Source organism: Alloscardovia venturai, assembly GCF_042676605.1.
In the GTDB taxonomy this organism is placed as follows: Bacteria; Actinomycetota; Actinomycetes; order Actinomycetales; family Bifidobacteriaceae; genus Alloscardovia; species Alloscardovia venturai.
Genome location: NZ_JBHTHQ010000021.1, coordinates 717,151 through 736,374 on the forward strand (window position 1 = coordinate 717,151; position 19,224 = coordinate 736,374).

Annotated in this window: 16 protein-coding genes; 3 read left to right on the plus strand and 13 right to left on the minus strand. The window is 45.2% G+C overall.

What is annotated here, in order from left to right; translation table 11 throughout:
- Positions 1-8 precede the first annotated feature (8 nt).
- Together ACFQY8_RS06470 and ACFQY8_RS06475 are read right to left on the minus strand one after the other, a co-directional pair.
- Positions 9-989 (minus strand): carbohydrate ABC transporter permease, encoded by a 981-nt coding sequence (locus tag ACFQY8_RS06470; RefSeq protein WP_377939071.1) that lies wholly within the window; start codon positions 987-989, stop codon positions 9-11.
- A gap of 16 nt (positions 990-1,005) precedes the next feature.
- A complete protein-coding gene (locus ACFQY8_RS06475; protein WP_377939072.1) occupies positions 1,006-1,923 on the minus strand; it encodes a carbohydrate ABC transporter permease in 918 nt (305 codons plus the stop codon).
- Positions 1,924-2,258: 335 nt separating this feature from the next.
- Between ACFQY8_RS06475 and ACFQY8_RS06480 the strand changes: the two genes are divergently transcribed.
- The 3 genes from ACFQY8_RS06480 to ACFQY8_RS06490 all read left to right on the plus strand — a co-directional run bounded on the left by ACFQY8_RS06480 (position 2,259) and on the right by ACFQY8_RS06490 (position 7,450).
- Positions 2,259-3,293, plus strand: coding sequence for a LacI family DNA-binding transcriptional regulator (locus ACFQY8_RS06480; RefSeq protein WP_377939073.1), 1,035 nt, complete (start codon positions 2,259-2,261; stop codon positions 3,291-3,293).
- Positions 3,294-3,353: 60 nt separating this feature from the next.
- Positions 3,354-6,635: a glycoside hydrolase family 2 TIM barrel-domain containing protein gene (locus ACFQY8_RS06485; RefSeq protein WP_377939074.1), complete on the plus strand. Its 3,282-nt coding sequence runs from the start codon at positions 3,354-3,356 to the stop codon at positions 6,633-6,635.
- Positions 6,636-6,835: 200 nt separating this feature from the next.
- Positions 6,836-7,450: a superoxide dismutase gene (locus tag ACFQY8_RS06490; RefSeq protein ID WP_377939075.1), complete on the plus strand. Its 615-nt coding sequence runs from the start codon at positions 6,836-6,838 to the stop codon at positions 7,448-7,450.
- A gap of 198 nt (positions 7,451-7,648) precedes the next feature.
- Here the strand turns inward: ACFQY8_RS06490 and ACFQY8_RS06495 are convergent, their stop codons facing one another.
- The 11 genes from ACFQY8_RS06495 to ACFQY8_RS06545 all read right to left on the minus strand — a co-directional run bounded on the left by ACFQY8_RS06495 (position 7,649) and on the right by ACFQY8_RS06545 (position 19,196).
- Positions 7,649-7,921 carry a hypothetical protein gene (locus ACFQY8_RS06495; RefSeq protein WP_377939076.1) on the minus strand — a complete coding sequence of 91 codons (273 nt, stop codon included), beginning with the start codon at positions 7,919-7,921 and terminating at the stop codon, positions 7,649-7,651.
- Positions 7,918-9,426 (minus strand): matrixin family metalloprotease, encoded by a 1,509-nt coding sequence (locus tag ACFQY8_RS06500; protein ID WP_377939077.1) that lies wholly within the window; start codon positions 9,424-9,426, stop codon positions 7,918-7,920. Before ACFQY8_RS06500 ends, ACFQY8_RS06495 begins: the two co-directional genes overlap by 4 nt.
- Positions 9,427-9,803: 377 nt before the next feature.
- Entirely contained in the window at positions 9,804-10,706 is a 903-nt protein-coding gene (locus ACFQY8_RS06505) for an aldo/keto reductase (RefSeq protein ID WP_377939206.1), read from the minus strand.
- A gap of 50 nt (positions 10,707-10,756) precedes the next feature.
- The gene (locus ACFQY8_RS06510) at positions 10,757-11,380 is read right to left on the minus strand and encodes a TetR family transcriptional regulator (RefSeq protein WP_377939078.1); all 624 of its coding nucleotides are present in this window, start codon (positions 11,378-11,380) and stop codon (positions 10,757-10,759) included.
- A gap of 1 nt (position 11,381) precedes the next feature.
- On the minus strand, positions 11,382-11,678 hold the full coding sequence (locus ACFQY8_RS06515; RefSeq protein WP_377939079.1) for a YciI family protein: 297 nt from the start codon (positions 11,676-11,678) through the stop codon (positions 11,382-11,384).
- A gap of 27 nt (positions 11,679-11,705) precedes the next feature.
- The gene (locus tag ACFQY8_RS06520) at positions 11,706-12,251 is read right to left on the minus strand and encodes an NAD(P)H-dependent oxidoreductase (RefSeq protein WP_377939080.1); all 546 of its coding nucleotides are present in this window, start codon (positions 12,249-12,251) and stop codon (positions 11,706-11,708) included.
- 439 nt (positions 12,252-12,690) lie between these two features.
- Complete coding sequence (locus ACFQY8_RS06525; RefSeq protein ID WP_377939081.1) at positions 12,691-13,398, minus strand: carbohydrate ABC transporter permease; 708 nt, start codon at positions 13,396-13,398, stop codon at positions 12,691-12,693.
- Positions 13,399-13,514: 116 nt separating this feature from the next.
- Entirely contained in the window at positions 13,515-14,345 is an 831-nt protein-coding gene (locus ACFQY8_RS06530) for a carbohydrate ABC transporter permease (RefSeq protein ID WP_377939207.1), read from the minus strand.
- Positions 14,346-14,403: 58 nt separating this feature from the next.
- The gene (locus tag ACFQY8_RS06535; protein WP_377939082.1) at positions 14,404-15,678 is read right to left on the minus strand and encodes an extracellular solute-binding protein; all 1,275 of its coding nucleotides are present in this window, start codon (positions 15,676-15,678) and stop codon (positions 14,404-14,406) included.
- Between the two features lie 294 nt (positions 15,679-15,972).
- Complete coding sequence (locus ACFQY8_RS06540; protein ID WP_377939083.1) at positions 15,973-17,913, minus strand: DUF4838 domain-containing protein; 1,941 nt, start codon at positions 17,911-17,913, stop codon at positions 15,973-15,975.
- Positions 17,913-19,196, minus strand: a complete 1,284-nt coding sequence (locus ACFQY8_RS06545; protein ID WP_377939084.1) for a PTS sugar transporter subunit IIC — start codon at positions 19,194-19,196, stop codon at positions 17,913-17,915. The genes ACFQY8_RS06540 and ACFQY8_RS06545 overlap by 1 nt, the downstream gene beginning before the upstream one ends.
- Between the last annotated feature and the right edge of the window lie 28 nt (positions 19,197-19,224).

Consider the following 19,224-nt stretch of genomic DNA (forward strand, 5'->3'; position numbering starts at 1 on the left):
GACGAGTCTTATTCCTTCACAGCGCCAGCTGCCAGTCCAGACTGCCAGTAACGTTGCAAGGTAAGGAATGCAATAACGAGAGGAATAATCGTAATCAGAGATCCCGTAATCACGAGATTCTGAATAGGAATGCCACCAGCCGTCGCCGCCTGATTCTTCCACTGGTTCAAACCAATGGTCAATGGATACCAGTTGGAATCCTTAATCATAATCATCGGCAAGAAGTAGTTATTCCATGTCGCAACGATGGTAAAGAGCGCAGTGGTAACGATACCAGGAGAAAGGAGTGGTAGAGAAATCTTCCAGAAAGTATGCCATTCACTCGCACCGTCTACACGAGCTGCTTCAAGGAGCTCCGTCGGTACAGACTGCTCAGAGAAAATCCACATCAAATACAGACCGAATGGAGAAATCAGCGATGGGATAATCATAGCCCACGGAGTGTTCGTCAGACCGAGCTTTGCAAAGAGAAGGAACTGTGGTACAGCAAGCGCGATGCCTGGAACGGAAATCGAACCAATAATAACAGCGAAGACAGCCTTGCGCCCCGGGAATCGGAACTTAGCAAGCGCATAACCGCCCATAATAGCCAGCAAAGTAGCACCACCCGCACCAACGACTACATAAAGCAGAGTATTCAAGAGCCAGCGGGTAAAAATACCGCCATCATAGGTAAACACTCGAGCAATATTGTCAAAGAACGCGAAGCTATGCCCCGGCCCCAAACCAAAGGTAGAGCTGAAATCGGCTTGAGTCTTTGTGGAATTGATAATCAAATACGCGAATGGGAACAGGCAGTAAATCGCGAAGATAGCGGACACAATGGTCAGTCCCACGCTACGGCGAGGATTGTTTACGTTAGCAAAGCCCGCTTTTGCGCTACGCTTACGCTCAGCCTTCTCATCACGCGCTATACGCTTCTGACGTGCTTTTTCAGCAGCTTTCGCAGCTTTTTCCTGTGCACGAAGCTCTTCTTTTGTGTATGCCATTTTTCTCAATCCTCCCCTACTTCATCTGTTCTTTCATAGAGTTTAGCTGTACAGCGTATGCGATAATCATCGTGATGATAGCCATCACAATAGCCATTGCAGCCGCATAATTACTCTGATTTCCAGTGAAGCTGAGATTGTATGCGTACATGTTAGGCGTGTAATTCGTCGTAATAGCATTGCCAGGGACCATATTCTGCAAAATGCTTGGCTCGTTGTAGAGCTGGAAGCTACCGATAATCGAGAAGATGACGGTAATAGCGAGAGATCCCTTAAGCTCTGGAAGCTTAATCTTTCGCACGATATCCCATTCGCTTGCACCGTCAATGGATGCCGCTTCATACAAGCTGTGAGGAATTGTGGATAGCGACGAGTAGAAGATGAGCATGTTATAGCCAGTAAACTCCCACGTCACAATATTTCCGATGGATACGAGTAGCATATTTGGTGCAAAAGCATCGAAATGCGTACCAAATGCCGAATTAAAGCTTCCGACAAGACCATATTTAGCACCGTATGCGAAGCCCCAAATCAGCGTCGATACGACAGCTGGCACAGCGTATGGCAAGAAGGTCGAAATACGGAAAAACTTCGTCCCGTGAAGTTTCATCGAATCAATGACCAGTGCGAGAGCGGCTGCTAGGAAAAGCATGATAGGAACCTGGATACAGGTGAAAATCGTGACACGACCTACTGCCGCCCAGAACTGCTGATCAGCAAAAAGACGCTTATAGTTTTCAAAACCTACAAACGCGTTTCCACCAATCATGCGCTGCTGATAGAAGCTGATATAAATTGCATAAAAAATAGGAATAATAAAAACGAAAGCAAATACGACTGCAAATGGCCACATAAACTTCCAACCACGCCAGTCTGCCTTGTGTTTATTTACACGAGGCGCACCTGACGTCTTCTGAGCTACAGTGTCGTTCATAGCACTTCCTCCTCTTTAAGGATTTGCATTCTTGGCTCCATTGTAAAGTGCACAATTTTCTTCCGACTTTTACATCGAAACTCAGAACTGCTACGTTCTCATTTCTCGAAAGACTCGCATCTATGCGACTTTCGAAACGTTGTGCATTTATCAAATGTTTGCGTTATCATTATCGTAACACCACAGTGCAGATGACACAACATGAGTGACACAAGCTGACATATGGTCGTATTCATATGAGTAATTTTCGTGTCCTCATATGCATCTCATGCACGCCAAAAATGGCACAAAGTGGGTCTTGATAGTTAAGCTGCCAGACAGAATCGAGGAATGTGATGGTACGAAAAACGCCAGTCTCACTTCAAGACGTTGCTAAGGAGGCGGGAGTATCGCCGCAAACGGTATCGCGCGTCGCCAATGGAAGTAGTGCAGTCAAACCTTCTACTCGTATTCTCGTCGAGTCCGCTATGGACAAGCTCGGATATCGCCCTAACTATGCCGCTCGAGCATTGAAGTATCAGCGGTTCAACAACGTCGGCGTTGTGCTTTTTGATGCGTCTACCTTTGGTAATTCACAAATTCTGGACGGAATATCTATCGCCGCAAATGAGCATGGTTACGCTACCACGCTCTACACTATGCGCAATAAGCACGAGCAAACTCTTGATGCAGCCATGCGGCGGATGAAACAGCTTCCCGTCGATGGCGTCATCGTTGTCCTCGAGCGAAGAATTCCAGATTTCGAGGGTTTTGTGCCTCCTGCTGAGATACCTGTCGTTCTTATCACAGATCAACCATCCGAACATTGCGCTACAGTCGATGGAAATCAATACGGCTGCTCGACACAGATAGTAGACTATTTCTTTGCGCATGGGCATAAGACCGTCTATCACATAGCTGGTCCTGCGGATTCGAGAGCCGCACAATCACGCGAGCAAGGATGGGAAGATGCGATGCGCGAGCACGGTATCCAACATCTTCCGCCGCTCTACCGTGGAGATTGGCTTGCTGACAGCGGATATCAGGCAGGCCTCGCCCTTGCAAACGAAGCGGACTGCACTGCTGTGTATGCAGCAAACGACCAGATGGCATACGGAGCAATGCTGGGTCTCCAAGCTACTGGTAAGCACGTTCCCGAAGATGTCAGCATCATCGGCGTAGACGACTCTTTAGTAGATACAGTTCCTCGTCTGACACTGACGACAATGCGCATGAGATTTGACGAAATTGGACGTGAAGCTTTTTCCCTCATCAAACAGCAAAATGAGGGTAAGAGCGTACCTGTCAATCGCGTGCACCTTATCGAATCTGATTTTATAGAGCGTGAATCCGTACGTGACTTACATACTCACACGGCTACACACGCTTAGCTTTCTATGAAGAAAGCATCACAAAATTTACAGTAACCAACTCAAAGGTGAGAGATTATTATGGAACAGTCAAACACAACACAGTCAACTACAACACAGTCATCACAGGTATCACAGCCACGGCTTGCTCCGCATATCGAGAAAGCAAGTCACGCGAGCGCTTCGTGGTTAAGTGACCCTGAAATTTGCGCTGTCAATCGAGTCTCTGCGCATAGTTCTCACCACGTGCATGAAGAAGAAAACGGCTCTCGACGTAATCTTCGCCACCTTCTCGATGATGCATCTGGCGCGTGGAAGGCAAGCGTACTTGTACATGATGATGACCTCCTCGAGCGTATCAGCGCGGCAAGCGCTCTTCACCGCGACGAGATTATAAATTCCCTCGGATCTCGCCCTGCTACCGTGCGCGTACCCGGTCATCTACAAACCGATGGACTCCTGCCTCACAAGTATGTTAATCAGCAGTATCCATGGGACGGTCATGAAGAAATGTGCGCGCCATCTGTTCCCTCGCTCAATCATGTAGGCGTCTATGTGCGGGATTTCTCTCTCTCACCTCGCGAACGCGAAGCTTTAACGAGTTCAGCACATGCTGGTGAGCGCATTCACTTGACTTTTGACGGTGCAGCGATTGCGCTCTATGTGTGGCTCAACGGCACTTTCGTAGGATACTCAGAAGATTCATTTACCCCTGCAGAGTTTGATGTAACGGATATTCTGAATCCTCAGGGTACCAATACGGTGACAGCTGCCGTATACGAGTACTCCACAGCACACTGGCTTGAAGATCAGGATTATTGGCGCCTGCATGGTCTGTTTCGCAGCGTTCACCTCGATGTCATCCCAGCAGCTCATGTGCGCACGATGAAGCTCAATGCAGATGTGGATGTAGCATCACTCACAGGGGATAATGCCGTTACAGGAGTGGGACGTATCAGCGGTAGCATTGAACTCAACAAGCACAAAGACAGTGATATATCTGCTCAGCTTGAAATCCTTGACGATAGCAACGTGCAAGTATGGAGCTTCAAGACACAGTGCACAGATGCACACACTGTGCTGGAACTCGATGACACTGTCGAACGCATTCACCCGTGGAGCGCAGAAGAGCCGCACCTTTATACTTTCCGCGTGACCTTAAGTGATGAGAGCGGTACTATTGTCGAGATTTCCGAACATCGTATAGGTTTCCGTCATTTTGAGATAGATCCTGCAGATGGCGTTATGAAACTCAATGGGAAGCGCATCATCTTCAAAGGTGTCAACCGCCATGAGTTCGGTGCTAACTGCGGTCGAGCACTCGATGAAGATGCCATGCTGTGGGACATTACCTTTATGAAGCAGCACAATATCAATGCTGTGCGCACAAGCCACTATCCAAATCAAGTACGTTGGTACGAGTTGTGCGACGAATACGGTCTCTATGTCATCGACGAGACAAATTTAGAAACCCACGGGACATGGGCGGATGCCTTTGGCACTCCAACTCCGGGGCGCGCTATCCCAGGCAGTCATGAAGAGTGGACGAACGCCTGCATTGACCGTGCAAATTCTATGCTACAGCGCGATTTTAACCACCCAAGTGTGCTCATCTGGTCCCTCGGAAATGAGTCCTACGGCGGTACTGTGCTCGCGCATATGAGCCAATTCTTCCACGACAATGACTCTCGTCCCGTCCACTATGAAGGAACGACGTGGGATCGTGAGTTTGACTACGTTACCGACATTGAGTCGCGCATGTATGCACATCCTGATGCGATTGAATCCTATCTGAAAGGCACATCTGAGCTTGGCGAAGCTCACAAACCGTATATTTCCTGCGAATATATGCATGCTATGGGCAATTCTCTAGGAGGCATGAAACTCTATACTGACTTGGAGAAGTATGCTCAGTATCAAGGTGGGTTCATATGGGACTACTGTGACCAGGCGTTGGAGCAGCAGCTTCCGGACGGCACAACTCGCTTGACATATGGTGGAGACTGGTACGATCGTCCATCTGACTACGAATTCAGTGGCAATGGAATCGTCTTCGCCGATAGAACTCCGACAGCAAAGGCAAGTGAAGTCAAGCAGCTCTATGCAAATGTCACACTTGCTATCAATGAAAATGGCGCAACGATTGACAATCGTAACCTCTTTATATCGACTGGTGATTATATCTTCACTGCTCGCGCACTCGTTGATGGACGAATCGTATGGGAAAATGACTATCATTTTGATATCCCTGCTCAACACAGCGAAGACGTATCCATCAGCTGGCCAAATGCTCAATCTTATGGCGCTTACGACGGCAATGAGATTGTTTATGAACTTTCAGTCTCGCTTACTCACGCTACTGCATGGGCGCCGGTAGGATTTGAACTGTGCTTTGCGCAGCGTTCACAGAAACTTTCTCATGATACTGCGTCGCTTTCAGAATCCACACCCACAACATCCGCGGCGCCTACACCATCGCACGCAATCGTTACCGAAGACTACTGGAATCTCGGTCTCAAATCTCAAAACACAGAAATCCTTCTGTCACGCTTGCATGGCGGACCAGTAAGTTTCAAGCGACTTGATCAAGACGATGATATGATCATCCGCGCTCCAAAACTGACGACGTGGCGCGCTCTCACGGATAACGACCGCGGATACAACGCTGGCTTTAGCCGCGCGCAATGGTTTACAGCAGGTCGCTTTGCAAAAGTAACAGATGAGAAGTTTGATGTGCAGCACGACAAGGGCGCGCTCAGCGGCGAGTACACATATGCACTTGCGACACCTGCTGCTACGCGCGTGACTATGTGCTGGGATGTCACTTCTGACGGTCGTGTTCATCTGACGGCATCCTACCCTGGTAACGCTGACGAGCCAAGCAATCCGCTAGCCTTCGGGTTGGAGTGGATGCTTCCTGCCTCGTACACTCATACACGTTTCTATGGGCTCGGACCAGATGAAACGTATCGCGACCGCAATAATGGTGCAAAACTTGGCATGTGGGAAAAGACCATCTTTGATGATGTACAGCCGTACCTTGTACCACAGGAGACTGGAAACCACGAGGGCACGCGCTTCGTCGAGATAACCAATCAATATGGTCACGGCATGCGCATCAGCGCTCACGGTGGTGACGCTTCACACGCCTTTGCCTTCAGCGCACTACCGTACTCCTCCACCATGCTCGAAGAGGCAACGCATCAGGAAGAGTTGCCACCTCATACGCATACTTTCCTTCGTCTGCTCGCTGGGCAGCAAGGTGTAGGCGGGGACGACTCATGGGGTTCACCAGTTCACAAGGAATTTGAACTTGATAAGACGCAACCACTGACGCTGGATGTCGATATTGAGCTGATTTAATTCCCACTTTCCGAAAAAATTCCGGTTGGTCACCTTCTTGCTGCTCTCACGCACGTGTGAGAGCAGCATATTTGTTTTGCCTCAGCACCACAACATTCTGATGTGATATACAGCACAAAAAGTCTGAGAGCGAACACTCTACCACTAGAATAGAACGTAACAATTGTGACAAAACGTCACTTTTAGAGAAGGAAACTCCTATGGCAATCTATACACTCCCTGAGCTGCCTTATGACTATGCAGCACTCGAGCCACACGTCTCCGGTAAAATCATGGAGCTTCACCACGATAAGCATCATCAGGCTTATGTCACCGGTGCAAATGCTGCTCTTGAACGTCTTGAAGAAGCTCGTGATAAGAATGATTTCGCAGCTATAAACTTGTGGGAAAAGAACCTTGCCTTCAACCTCGGCGGTCACATCAACCACACCTTCTTCTGGAACAATCTAACTCCAGAAAGTAAAGGTCACCCAGACGGCGAGTTCGGCGAAGAAATCAACAAGCAGTTTGGCTCCTTTGAAAAGTTCCAAGCACAGTTCACCGCCGCAGCTCTCGGTATTCAGGGCTCAGGCTGGGCAGTTCTCGCTTGGGATGCATTGGGTGACCGCCTTGCCACTTTCCAGCTCTACGATCAGCAGTCCAATATGCCTGTAACCGTCAAGCCACTCGTCATGCTTGACATGTGGGAGCACGCATTCTACCTCGACTACATCAATGTGAAAGCTGACTACGTCAAGGCATGGTGGAACATCGTCAACTGGGATCATGCAGCTGAAAACTGGGCAACCGCTCGCAAGGCTTTGCTCGTGAAGTAAAAAGACTTCCACTCTTTCAGTCTTTATAAACGTATCCGCTCGTTCACTCACCATACATGAGGCACGAGCGGATTTCTTGTTTCATTTTCTGGAGATGTTCCTCACACGTTAAAGCGTTAAAGTGGGCAGCCGCCTAAGCCAACTGTCCACTTCACTCATGAGTATCTACGAGAAGAAATACATCAATAATGCTCTTCCCTACTGAGCAAACCTCTTACGAAGCTGCAATACAACCACAGCGCTAGCGAACGCAAGCGTTATCATCACGCTTATACGTGTGACATCAATACCCGTCTTTGCCAAACTGGACTTCGCATGAGCCGTGGTCTTCGTAGCTACTGACTTACCGCCCTGAGTCGTTGCATTCTGACTGTGATCAGCATCGGAGCTTGGTTTGGTTCCAGTATCAGTCGAAGCTTGTGTAATTGGACGGTAGATGACGTTTACAGTACCGAGCGAATAATTCTTCACTTCAGGCTCTTTTTCAGACTGAACCCCTTCGGCATCAATGTAATATCCTGGGTTGCCTGTCTTGAACTGCCATGTCTTATCTTCACCGTTAATAGATGCAATCGTCGTAGCATTGCGAGTCTCCATGTACGACCACCGTCTACTGATACCTCGTAGCCATCCATAGCAGGTACGTCAACCGATGAAAGTGTTGGAGCATGCCAGTATGTTGTGCTGTCCCCGTGGAAACCACCACAGTATGAGTCCTTTTTCACACCATTATGCGTCTGTGAATAATGCGCAATCTGCGTTGTGCTTGACAACGGTGCTGTGTGCGAAGTCGTCTTCCCACTCTCATCAAGAACGCTTACCTTAATGTCGCGCGAAGCAGATAGATACTCTTTAGCACTACCACTCGTAATCGAGTTAAGCCCCGCAGAAATCACATCCTTTATCATGCGATACTGTACAGAAGTAGACTGAGTACCGTCGAGAATCTCAGCAATATTACTGCGTTCATACTGCATAAGCAACGGACCGTTATTATAATATTTTTCTCCAGGAGCGCATCCTGCACTTCCCTCTGTATAGTATGTAGTTTTAATAGCATCTTCTGGATGATCAAGACCGAGAGTATGTCCAATCTCATGGACCAAAACCTCAATCCAATTCTGCTGAGCGAATTCCTTATATTTTGCGATTGCCTGTTCCTTAGTATCTACGCGAGTACATGTCTTACCAGTAAAAGACTCACAAGTATCGGTACCATATGCAACAGCAAAATTCCCATACGGGAAAGAACCAGCTTGATCGGTCCAATTATCGTAACCCGTAAAATGTGAAGTTTGACTATACTCTTCAAGATTTAACCACAAACCCCCAGAACCCGATGCTGCCCAAAAGAAATCATCTGTTGCAGGTATCATCATCAAATAATTAAGATAATCTTTTGAAGAATCAATCTGTGCTTCGTTAAGTTGCGAGCGCAAAAGGATGAAATCACTACCGAGCAGCGTATTCCAATCTTTTATTGCACGCTGGAGGATACCTGCTGCCAAGAAAGTCTTCACTGAAGCATCAACATTGACATCGTCATAAATAATATGTGGTTTGCCAGAAATAACAGACAATTTTTCACCAGATGCAAGTGATTTTGCTTGTCCTTGGAATAAATCAGTATCACGATAACACAATGTGGAATCATTGGTTCCATCATAAGTTACGCCGCCGGGTTCAACCTGGCACCAGTATGGAACGCTCGCATTATACTTTTGCAGCTGACCATTTTTCATGATACCTGTTACTTTACCGTCAGAGTCTTTCTGAGCAGTGATCTCAGTAGCAGAGTATACAGGATTCGCCTGCGTTGCCGCCTTTGCATCATCAGCAAAAACAATGCTATCAGTAGCATACTTGTTGATATCAAACGGCTGATGATCTGTTACAGCCATCGCCGGCACAGCTATCATGCTCAGCGTAGCTATCACACCGATAAGAGCTGCGCTCAAACGTGTCTTCCTCTTCATAGCCTTCCTTCCCTCAAGGAATTCTTCACTCTTCACATATAATTTTCTGGGGGCGACAACGCTTGATTGTTCATTTGATGTGGTCCACGCCACTTGGTGGCTTCTAGCGGCCGTTGCAACACTATTCTTGTTTAGCTCTCGTTTATGAGTGTAGTAAACCTCTTGTACGAGCTATCAAACCCTAGATTTTGACGTACGGTCTGTCATTAAGTTCTTCAGCTACCACGTCAAGATGCGCTTGACTATACACACATTCTGTCCTATAAGCCTCCTTTTACTAAGACATTCATATTGCCAAAACGTCACATAAATATAAAACGAATGGGACTAGCTCTATCGAACTAATCCCATCATTATATAAGCAGTAAATAAGGCTCTTAGGCTTGACCTTCCCAACCGCCGCAAGTATCTACGCCTGCGCTACGGGCAGTGTTCTCAAGATTTTCCACCTCATCTGCAGTCAACGTAAGATTTACGCTACCAGCCGCGTCATCAACCCGCTTAGGTTTAGTCACACCTAGGATTGGTGTAGTACCGCGTCCAATTGCCCATGCGGTTGACACCTGAGCAGCAGATACGCCGTACTTTACGCCAATCCCACAGAGCTGCTCAATGAGCGGAGCCAGCGCAGGCATCATTGGATTGTAATTATTGCCACGCATCGTACCTGCTGGAAGCAAATGCTCAGAGTCATATTTTCCAGAAAGAGCGCCCTGCTCCAAAACCATGTAGAAGAAAAACTGAATATCGTTTTCCTTGCAGTAATCAAGCAAGCCATCGTCGATGGAGTTGCGATACAACAAGCTGAAGTGATTTTGTACAGCTGAAATCTTAATACCAAATGGATCGAGAATTTCCTGTGCATGCTTTATCTGCTCGAGGCTATGATTGGAAACGCCGACACGCTTTATCTTGCCAGACTTTACAGCACCTACGAGCTGAGGAGTCCAACGATCTACATCTGCAGAGTTGTGAATCCAATAGATATCGAAATAATCCATACCCATGCGCTGCAATAAACCGTTGAGCATATCCATCACAGTATTGTCAGCTGCTGGGTTTGCCATCTGAGGAGTGAACCTATCCGAAATAATGATATCTCCGCGCTTAACTGTACTTGCAAGTTCACCAAGGATTCGCTCAGAATCACCGTTTTCATAAGCGAACGCGGTATCGAAAAGATTTAAGCCGTGACTCATTGCCCTCTCGAAAGCGTTTTTCAAATCTGCTGCGTCCATGTGGTTACCGAATACTGTATCTCCGCCGGCGCCGCCGCCTATGCCCCAAGATCAAGTGCCGAGTGCATTCCTTGCTGTTGTTTGTGTCATTATTATCCTTTGATAAGTAATTGATCTACTAAATTGCGCACCAAGTCATGTACGCTGTGAAGTTCAAATTTCACCAGTGCATGCTCAAGTCCAAGCTGCTGCTTCTTAGTAGCATGCACATAAGGCCAAATGCCGTACAGGAATGGGAAGAACGCGTAAATGAAATTCTCACGCTTCTTCTTGCCAACGTTTGAATCCACAACTTTGAGTACTGCATTCATGGCGCTCAAGGTGGCTCCATACGAGCGCTTAAATTCGTCAATGCACTCCTGCGAAGCACCTTCCTCCAAATCGGTAAGATTTGAAGAAATAAGCTTCAGCATAAGTTCACGTTTTTCCAATGACCCAGCCACAAGTTCAGCAAAATTCTCGCGAGTAATCACTTTTCCACTTGTGCTACTTGCACTCACCCACTCATACATTTCTGCTGCCCAGGAATCGTATTCGCGGGTGATGAGTCCTAAGAAAATCTCTTCCTTGGTGTGAAAATAGTTGTAAATCGTGGGGCGACTAAAGCTCGTGACTTCCGAGATGTCTTTCAAAGAGATATCGCGGTAATTGTGAGTTTCGTAGAGAGACTGCGCAGCAGCTAAGATTTCTTCCCGCTGAGGAATTTGTTCTTGCATCTTATGCCTTATAGTCTGCGATGTTGTCAGCGAGCATCTTCACCGCCCACTCGTGCACAGTGTAGTCTGCGCTGTTTGGCCAGAAAGCATCACCCTCAAGGATTGTGTTCAAGGCATCGCGATTTTCTGTCTGAGCCACAATCATGCCTGAACCTAGCTGATCGGTGAGCGGACCAACCATAAGGAAATTTCCTGCCTTAAACTGGTCAGCAAACCACGCGCGGTGCTTGTCTACAAGTTTCTCAAAGTCCTCAGCCTTCTTGACCTCATCGTGAATAGAAATAGTGATTGCGTACATTCTTTATCCTTTCCAAAGAAAAAGCTTTTAGTGATGGATTTCAAACGGAGCTGCTTTTTCTTCAGTCAAGCATGCAACATAGCGCGCCTTCATATCAGCGATAGTCTGCTCATCCAAGCTCATCGCTCCAGCTGCTTCGAAGCTATCGATGAAGTTTGCGTGTACACGAGTTACTGTCTCATGGAACGGAGCGAGGAGTTCATGCAGGGTGTAATGCGCACCAGTAGACTTGTCATATGCAGAAGTAGACGCACCTGCGGTTACAGATACCATGAATTCCTTGCCTTCCAGTGCGCGGCCACCGCCATAGCACCAACCCCACTGAAATACATCGTCAAAGTATTGCTGAAGAAGAGCTGGAGCAGAGTACCAGTGCATAGGGAACTGGAGGACGATACGGTCTGCACCTTCGAGCACTTCCTGCTCTTTCTTAATATCAATCTTGAAATCAGGATAGAGAGCATACATATCACGAACTTCTACGCCATCAACGCTGCGAGCTGCTTCAGCAAGAGCTGCATTTGCACGGGAAGAGTTCAAATCATTGTGAAACACGAGTACTACAGTCTTCATAAACCTTGTCTTTCTTATATTAGAGCAATACTGACACAGTGTCAGCTCCTTTCTAAAATGAAAGTCTAACACATGTTCTGACATTGTGTCAGCTTAAGGTGAACAGCAGTGCAATAAAAGAAGACCAGCTTTTACTAACGCGTAAGAAACTGGTTTTATTAAGCAGAAGAGAGTGAAGTTCAGAACTCCTCTACATCTATAGCAGCTTCGTCGTTACGGAAAACCTCTTTTTCGATGTAGCACTAGACGTCGCGTACTACATCAATCCGCTAAGTTACATTGACATTTCACGTGAAATCACACACCACTGCAGCCAACAGTGAAATATGACGCGGCTCCCGCAAAGCAAACATTCTCTTAACATGCCTTCATCCTTTCACCCTTCTCATAGCATTCAGAGAAGTACAAAATAGACAATCAGGATGTGCAGCTTTAGCATCTACTTCTCCACACCAGCAAAAGAAACCTGAGGTAAAGCAATACGTACAGTAGTAAAGAAAATAACTACGGGACAGGCAAACAAAACAGAGGCTGCCATTTGCGCACCAAAATCCACTCCCGTAGGCGTCGTGAAGGAAGCTAGCCACACCGGTAGTGTGTAATTTGCTTGTGATTTCATAAAAGTATAGGCAATAAGATAATCATTCCAAGCGTTAATAAATGTAACGACTGCTGTAGAAATAATTCCAGGTGAGACAAGTGGAAAAACAATCTGAGTAAGTATCTGCCACTCACTAGCGCCCTCTACCCTAGCAGATTCAATTAACACTTTTGGCAGCAGTCCAAAGAAACCTTTCAAATTCCATATAGAAAAAGGTAGGGTTAATGCTACGTATGCTATTGAAAGACCAGCATATGAATCAAGCAAGCCCAAACGATTAAAAATAATAAATTGAGGTATCAAAATTACAGATGCTGGAATCATTTGTATGACAAGTATTACGAATAAAAGAATGCGACGATGTGGCAACCGATAGAGTACTAGTGCTGAGCACGCTAAAAATGACACAGCAGTAGACAGCACAACTGCAATGGCAACGACAATTACACTATTTTTCAGACAAATAGCAAATCTAGGATTCGATAGCACACGCATAAAATTTTCTACCGATAAGTGCTTAGTAAACAAGCTTGGTGAACTCTCCATTACATGCATGCGTGGACGCATAGCTGTCAGTACCATCCACCAGAGAGGAAAAAGCCACACTAGACTTATCAAGAGAGCACATCCACATCTCAACATATAACGTATTCTTCGCAGCATTATGACAGCCCCTCGTTGTTGCGCATAAGCATAATTACATATACGCTCGTCAATGCTAATAAAATTAGCATTGCTATGATGCTTATTGCAGCGCCTCTCGAAAGATTGAAGTCTATAAAGGCTTGCTTATACGTGTATATAGCCAATGTAGACGTAGCCTCGTCAGGTCCACCTTGTGAAATCAACCATATCTGATTAAAGACATTAAAATCCCAGATGACAGACAAAACAGTTGTTATAGAAATAACTGGAAGGAGAAGAGGAAATTCTATAGACCAGTATGCACGTATAGATCCCGCTCCGTCCACGCGTGCCGCTTCAAAAATTGTAGGAGGAATCTGCTCAGTGGCTGCGAACAATGTCAAAGTAACGTATGGCACTGCCTGCCAAACAATGAGCAGCCATATACAGACAAAGGCAAGCATAGGATTCGTTGCCCACGATAAATCCTGTACATTACCAAAAATTTTCAATCGTGTAAGGATAATATTCACTATCCCATAGCGTGGTTGGAACATCCAATTCCATACGGTAGCAGCTGCTACATTTGGAATAGCCCACGCGAAGATAAACGCGAGAGTAAGCATCCACTTCATAACTTTCCCCAACATTGTCATGAAATGTGCCATAAACATTCCGATTAATATGGTAGGGACTACTAGCGCAACCATAAAAGCAACAGTGCGCCACAAAGTTTTAAAGAAAGAAGCCGAGTGAAAAATCTTCGTATACTGGTTAAAACCAGATATTCCAAAATTTCCAGTAAATAGAGATTTAAGGTTAAAATCTGTAAAAGAAATAATAATGAGAAAAACTATCGGGACAATAATCAATGAAATGATGATTATCCCCGAAGGTACGAGTAACATGTACGCTATATGGTTTACCCTATTTCTCATCCCCACTCCTCTTTAATAAATCTTCCAAATGATTGTCAAATACGCGAGCAGCCCCTCCACCATCTTTACGAGACGAAGCTATAGCCACGAGCATTTCTTTCATACTTGAATCCTCCTCTATATGCGACCACAAAGGTAATGCCGGTGTCGAACTAGTCAATAATGCTGCCTCAAAGAAACCTTTTGAATTATCACTTTCCGGCAAAGTTGTCAGTACCTTTTTTACATCATTTGTGTTGTTCGGGATCCATTTATCTGCTGAGAAAAGATATTTTCGTTGTATGTAAGAACCTGTAGCTATCGATATCCATTCTGCAGCTAAATCCGCATTGGGACTTCGAGCTGCTACAGCCCACAAGGATCCGGACAATACCGCGGGCTGTTTGTTTTTAGAATACGTTACTTCATTTCTAGATTGTCTATCAGGCAAAGCGCTAGGGAATGGAAATGTTCCAAGATCACTCTGTGATATTTGAGGATTAATCTCTGATATACGTTTAAGCGATGCACTGTTTGAGAAAATTGCCGAAGTCTTATTTTCTGCCATCATTTGAGCCATATCTGGAGAATTTGCATCTGCTACACGCGAGGCCTTAGACGAGTATGAATTTTGGAAAAGTCTCCACTCTTGTAAACCTCGAAGTGACGCTTTGCTGCTCATTGAGGGTCTGAATACACCAGACGACTTATCAAAAACATTACCTTTGAAATCCCATATAAACTGCATGGCTAAAAACCAGTTTTTCGCTGGTAAATAAAATGCAGAAAAATCCTTATCACTTTTATGAACTTCAGATATTCTGTTTAAGTCGTCAATGAGTTCTTTATATGTCGCAGGTGGCTGCACTATACCCGCCTGCGCCCATAATTTCTTGTTATAAATCACTGCACGCGTAGCGCCAAAGGCTGGAACACCATAGAGGTGATTATCAAATTCGCCCGCTTCAGCAAGACCAGCAAGCCAAGAATCATGATTATCAAACTGGCGTTTATACCGAGACAAATCAGCGAGACCACCCGATTGAGCGAAACTCGCTAATTTTGTATTACCTATGTCTAAGACATCAGGTGGTGATGACGTTACCAGTGATGTCATTATTTTTGTGGATATTTGTGCCCATGGCTGGACTTGGACTTCAACTTTAACATTTGTACGCCGGGTGAATTCTTTATTTATAGCTTCAATCGTCTGCGATGAAAAATCATCTTGCATAACCCACACAACCAGCGGCATGCCGCTGCCTTGTTTAATTGATTTGCTCATTCGTGGCGAGCCAATAGTACAAGCACTGGTGAAAACAGTTAAAACGACGGCTAACATGCAACATAGTAAGCGCATTGTGCTGCCCGCATAATGGTGCAGCTTATGGTACGAATAAGTACTATTATCACGCAACATGATTACCTCAATGTACATAATTGATACCGAACACGTGCAACAGCTATCCTCGACTACACATGTCAGTATAACTGTAGTACTAGTAATTGTGCAGAGTTAGAACGATATTTAGTCGTCACTCTAACTCTGCACAATTACTCTCATTAGAATCTTTTACAGCTATTTACATTCATCCATCAGTGCAAAACCAGCATAATTTTTCGCCACTTCAATTACCCTATACACATCAAACTCAGCAAGAGCTTCAAACTCGTGAGAGCGTATATAATCCAAGGTCTCTTCCCAATCTCGCTGTGCAAGCTTTTCTTCTCCACCGGCCAAATGGCAAAGAGCTTGAGAAATTGCAATTACATAACGGCGATGCGCATCAAGAATTTCCCATTGATGAAGTTGTACGGAGTCATGACATTGAGCTGACTGTGAAAGCCCTTTACGAAGATAATCTACGAATTCTTGTGCAACATGCTTAGCAACAGCATAACGTTGAGATAATTCAGGATTATGCCTTTTACCAATTGCATTAAAATAATCACAAGATGAAAATGTAGATAAATCTTGAAGATAGCTCACTACATCTCGCCAACTACTGCCATACGCAGCTTCACAATATTCTTGAACGAGTTCATCATAATTACCTGTGTTGTCCCACAACATTCTCGCCATCACATAATTTGGCAGGTTATGCGGATAAGAGGCACGAAGCTCCTGACATGAGATATAACCATTAAGCCCAAGTTTTTCAAGCTGACGAATATCCTTCCAGATTGTACGAGCAATTGCCATATATCCCAAATCACCATAATGCGCACGACCTAGAGGATAGTCGTAGACGAAACTATCACCAGAAAATACTTTTTTCCACGCAAACAGGTATGCTAAATTTTCCTCTAGCGAATTAGGCAAAACCACATGATTACGCACATATTGAGGAATTGGTTTAAGACAATGCTCATAATCTACATCCTCATAGCTTCGCTCAAAAGTACGTGTAATCGGCGCAAACATCATAGTAAAGCGTTCAGGATTCTTGATTCGCTCTTTCTCTGGAGGGAAAAGAAGCTCATGATAAAGCAGGAAACAAATCTTGGTCTCAAGACCTTGCTGAGTCAATTTCTCATCCAGTTTATTAAGAAACTCAACATACTGGTCGGATACTGTAGTCTTCTTGCAGTCATCACATTCGCAGATATTATTTCTCGCGTCAGAAAGCCACACATGGAGGTAATCAACGTCTCGCCTACGAGTCGCGTAGTCAACAACTACATCGACCATACGATCAATAACCTCTGGGTTCGCAAAATCTAGGCTAGTGAGTATCGGAGCACCATCATACAACTCGCGTTTTCCATTTCTTAATGCTACAAGAGGCTTTTTCTCCTCGGGAAGAGTAACTCCAGATTCCCAACCAAACTTAGATGAATATCCGAGAACCTCACCCGTCCAACCATGTCCAACTCGGTGGTGAACTATTCCGCGGACCTGCATAAGTTCATCAATAGTTTTGCTCATACGGGAAGCTATATCTTCGGAGAACTCTTCTTTTGGAATATAAGGATTATATTCATGCTCGTACCATCGCTTTAAGAATGGGTATGGATTTTCAAACTGTATGAAGAACGTATTAAACCCAACTTTAGGAAGCCATGATATAAAATCAGAGATTATTTCAAGGCTGTCTGCGCCTTCAATGCAAACTCCTCTATGCTTGTAGCTCGCTCTCTCATGAATATCTACTTTGACTTTATCTAACGCTTGAGACCCTAAATGCGGTACAACTTCGTTATCTCTGCCTGGTCGTAAAAATCGCGTACCAAGTTCATGGAAATACCGATAAAGCGCAATAAGTGTCGCTACTTGAGAATTCCCCGCGATACTTCCACAACCTCTATCAATATGAATATCAATTGCATCATTACAAGACATCAGAGGGTCATTATTGTAACTCTTCAGTTGTCCTAAAATGACAATATTCGCAGTATTCATATCATCGGTAAGAGTTATTTCAGTATCAAAAATTTTCGAGTAGTAATATGCAAATTCATCAAAACACAGATTCCTAAATTTTGCATCATATTTCTCGGAAATAGCTATGGTAGTCATCACTTATTCTCCACTTCACTGTCAGAATCCAACTCAGCCTTAAGATGTGCGCGATCCGCCGCACGGAAGAAGGGATAATATATGGCAATCGATATACAGATAAGTATAAGCTGCAAAACAGCACCCTTCCAACTTCCGGTTGCTAAGAACCCACCCATTATTGGAGGAGTTGTCCATGGAAGCGCCACACCAGTAGTATACGGAACCAACCCCATACTCATAGCGCTATAACAGACGACCGCATTAATAAGTGGCGTGCAAATAAACGGAATAATCATAATTGGATTAAGCACCGTCGGGAAACTAAATAGTATTGCCGTATTGATGTTAAAGAGTGCAGGAATACCCGACACTTTACCTAACATCTTATATTCTTTGCTCTTGCTAAGAAACATCAAGCATATTGCAAGACCAATAGTGGCTCCGCCACCGCCCATGTACACAAATAAATCCATGAATGGTGCAGTAATAATGTTTGGTAATGCCTGACCAGCTTGTAGCGCAAGCCGGTTTTCATCAGCGAGCTGTAGCCAAATTGGATTCATTACAGAACCGACAACTTGACCACCATTAACCCCGCAGAACCAGAATACTGAGTTAAGCAATACTGCAACGAATGTTCCCGGCAACGTCGAACCGATAAGCGCGAGAGGAGTCCCTACAATCACAGCTAACAGCATATTAAGACTTCCAACACCTGTAGCTTCAAGAATCTTTGCCACAATACCAAAAAGTAAGAGAATCACTGTACCCGGTACAAGTGCTGCAAAAGATTTTCCAACTACTTCTGGGACATTCTTAGGCATCTTTATCGTAAAGTCTTTTTGGATGAATAACCGATATATTTCTGTTGCAATCATGGCGACGACGATAGCCGTGAAAAGCCCTTTACCTCCTAACTGGTTATATGGTATTCCAGCTACTCCATCTTTCGTTTGTATTGATGGAGTACACACAAGAAAAGACCCCACAGCCAAAACTCCTGCCGATGGTCCGTCAACATCATATGACTGCGCAAGCCGGTAAGCAATGCCGAAGCATGTAAGTAGCGCAATCAGACCAAAAGAGTTATTCGCCAAACGGTTGAACCAGACATCAAGCTGCCCGTGTGCAGCTAACCATTGTGTCCATTCTTTGACAGGAAAACTTCCGATAAGTGTAAAGATCGAACCAATTAGCACAAGCGGCATTGCCATGAGCACACCTTCACGCAGGGCTTTAAGATGCCTTTGCGCAGCCACTTTCTCACCAAACGGAGCAAGCTTTTTTTCTAAAAATCCCATACTCTTCATCGAGCTATTCCTTCCTTCG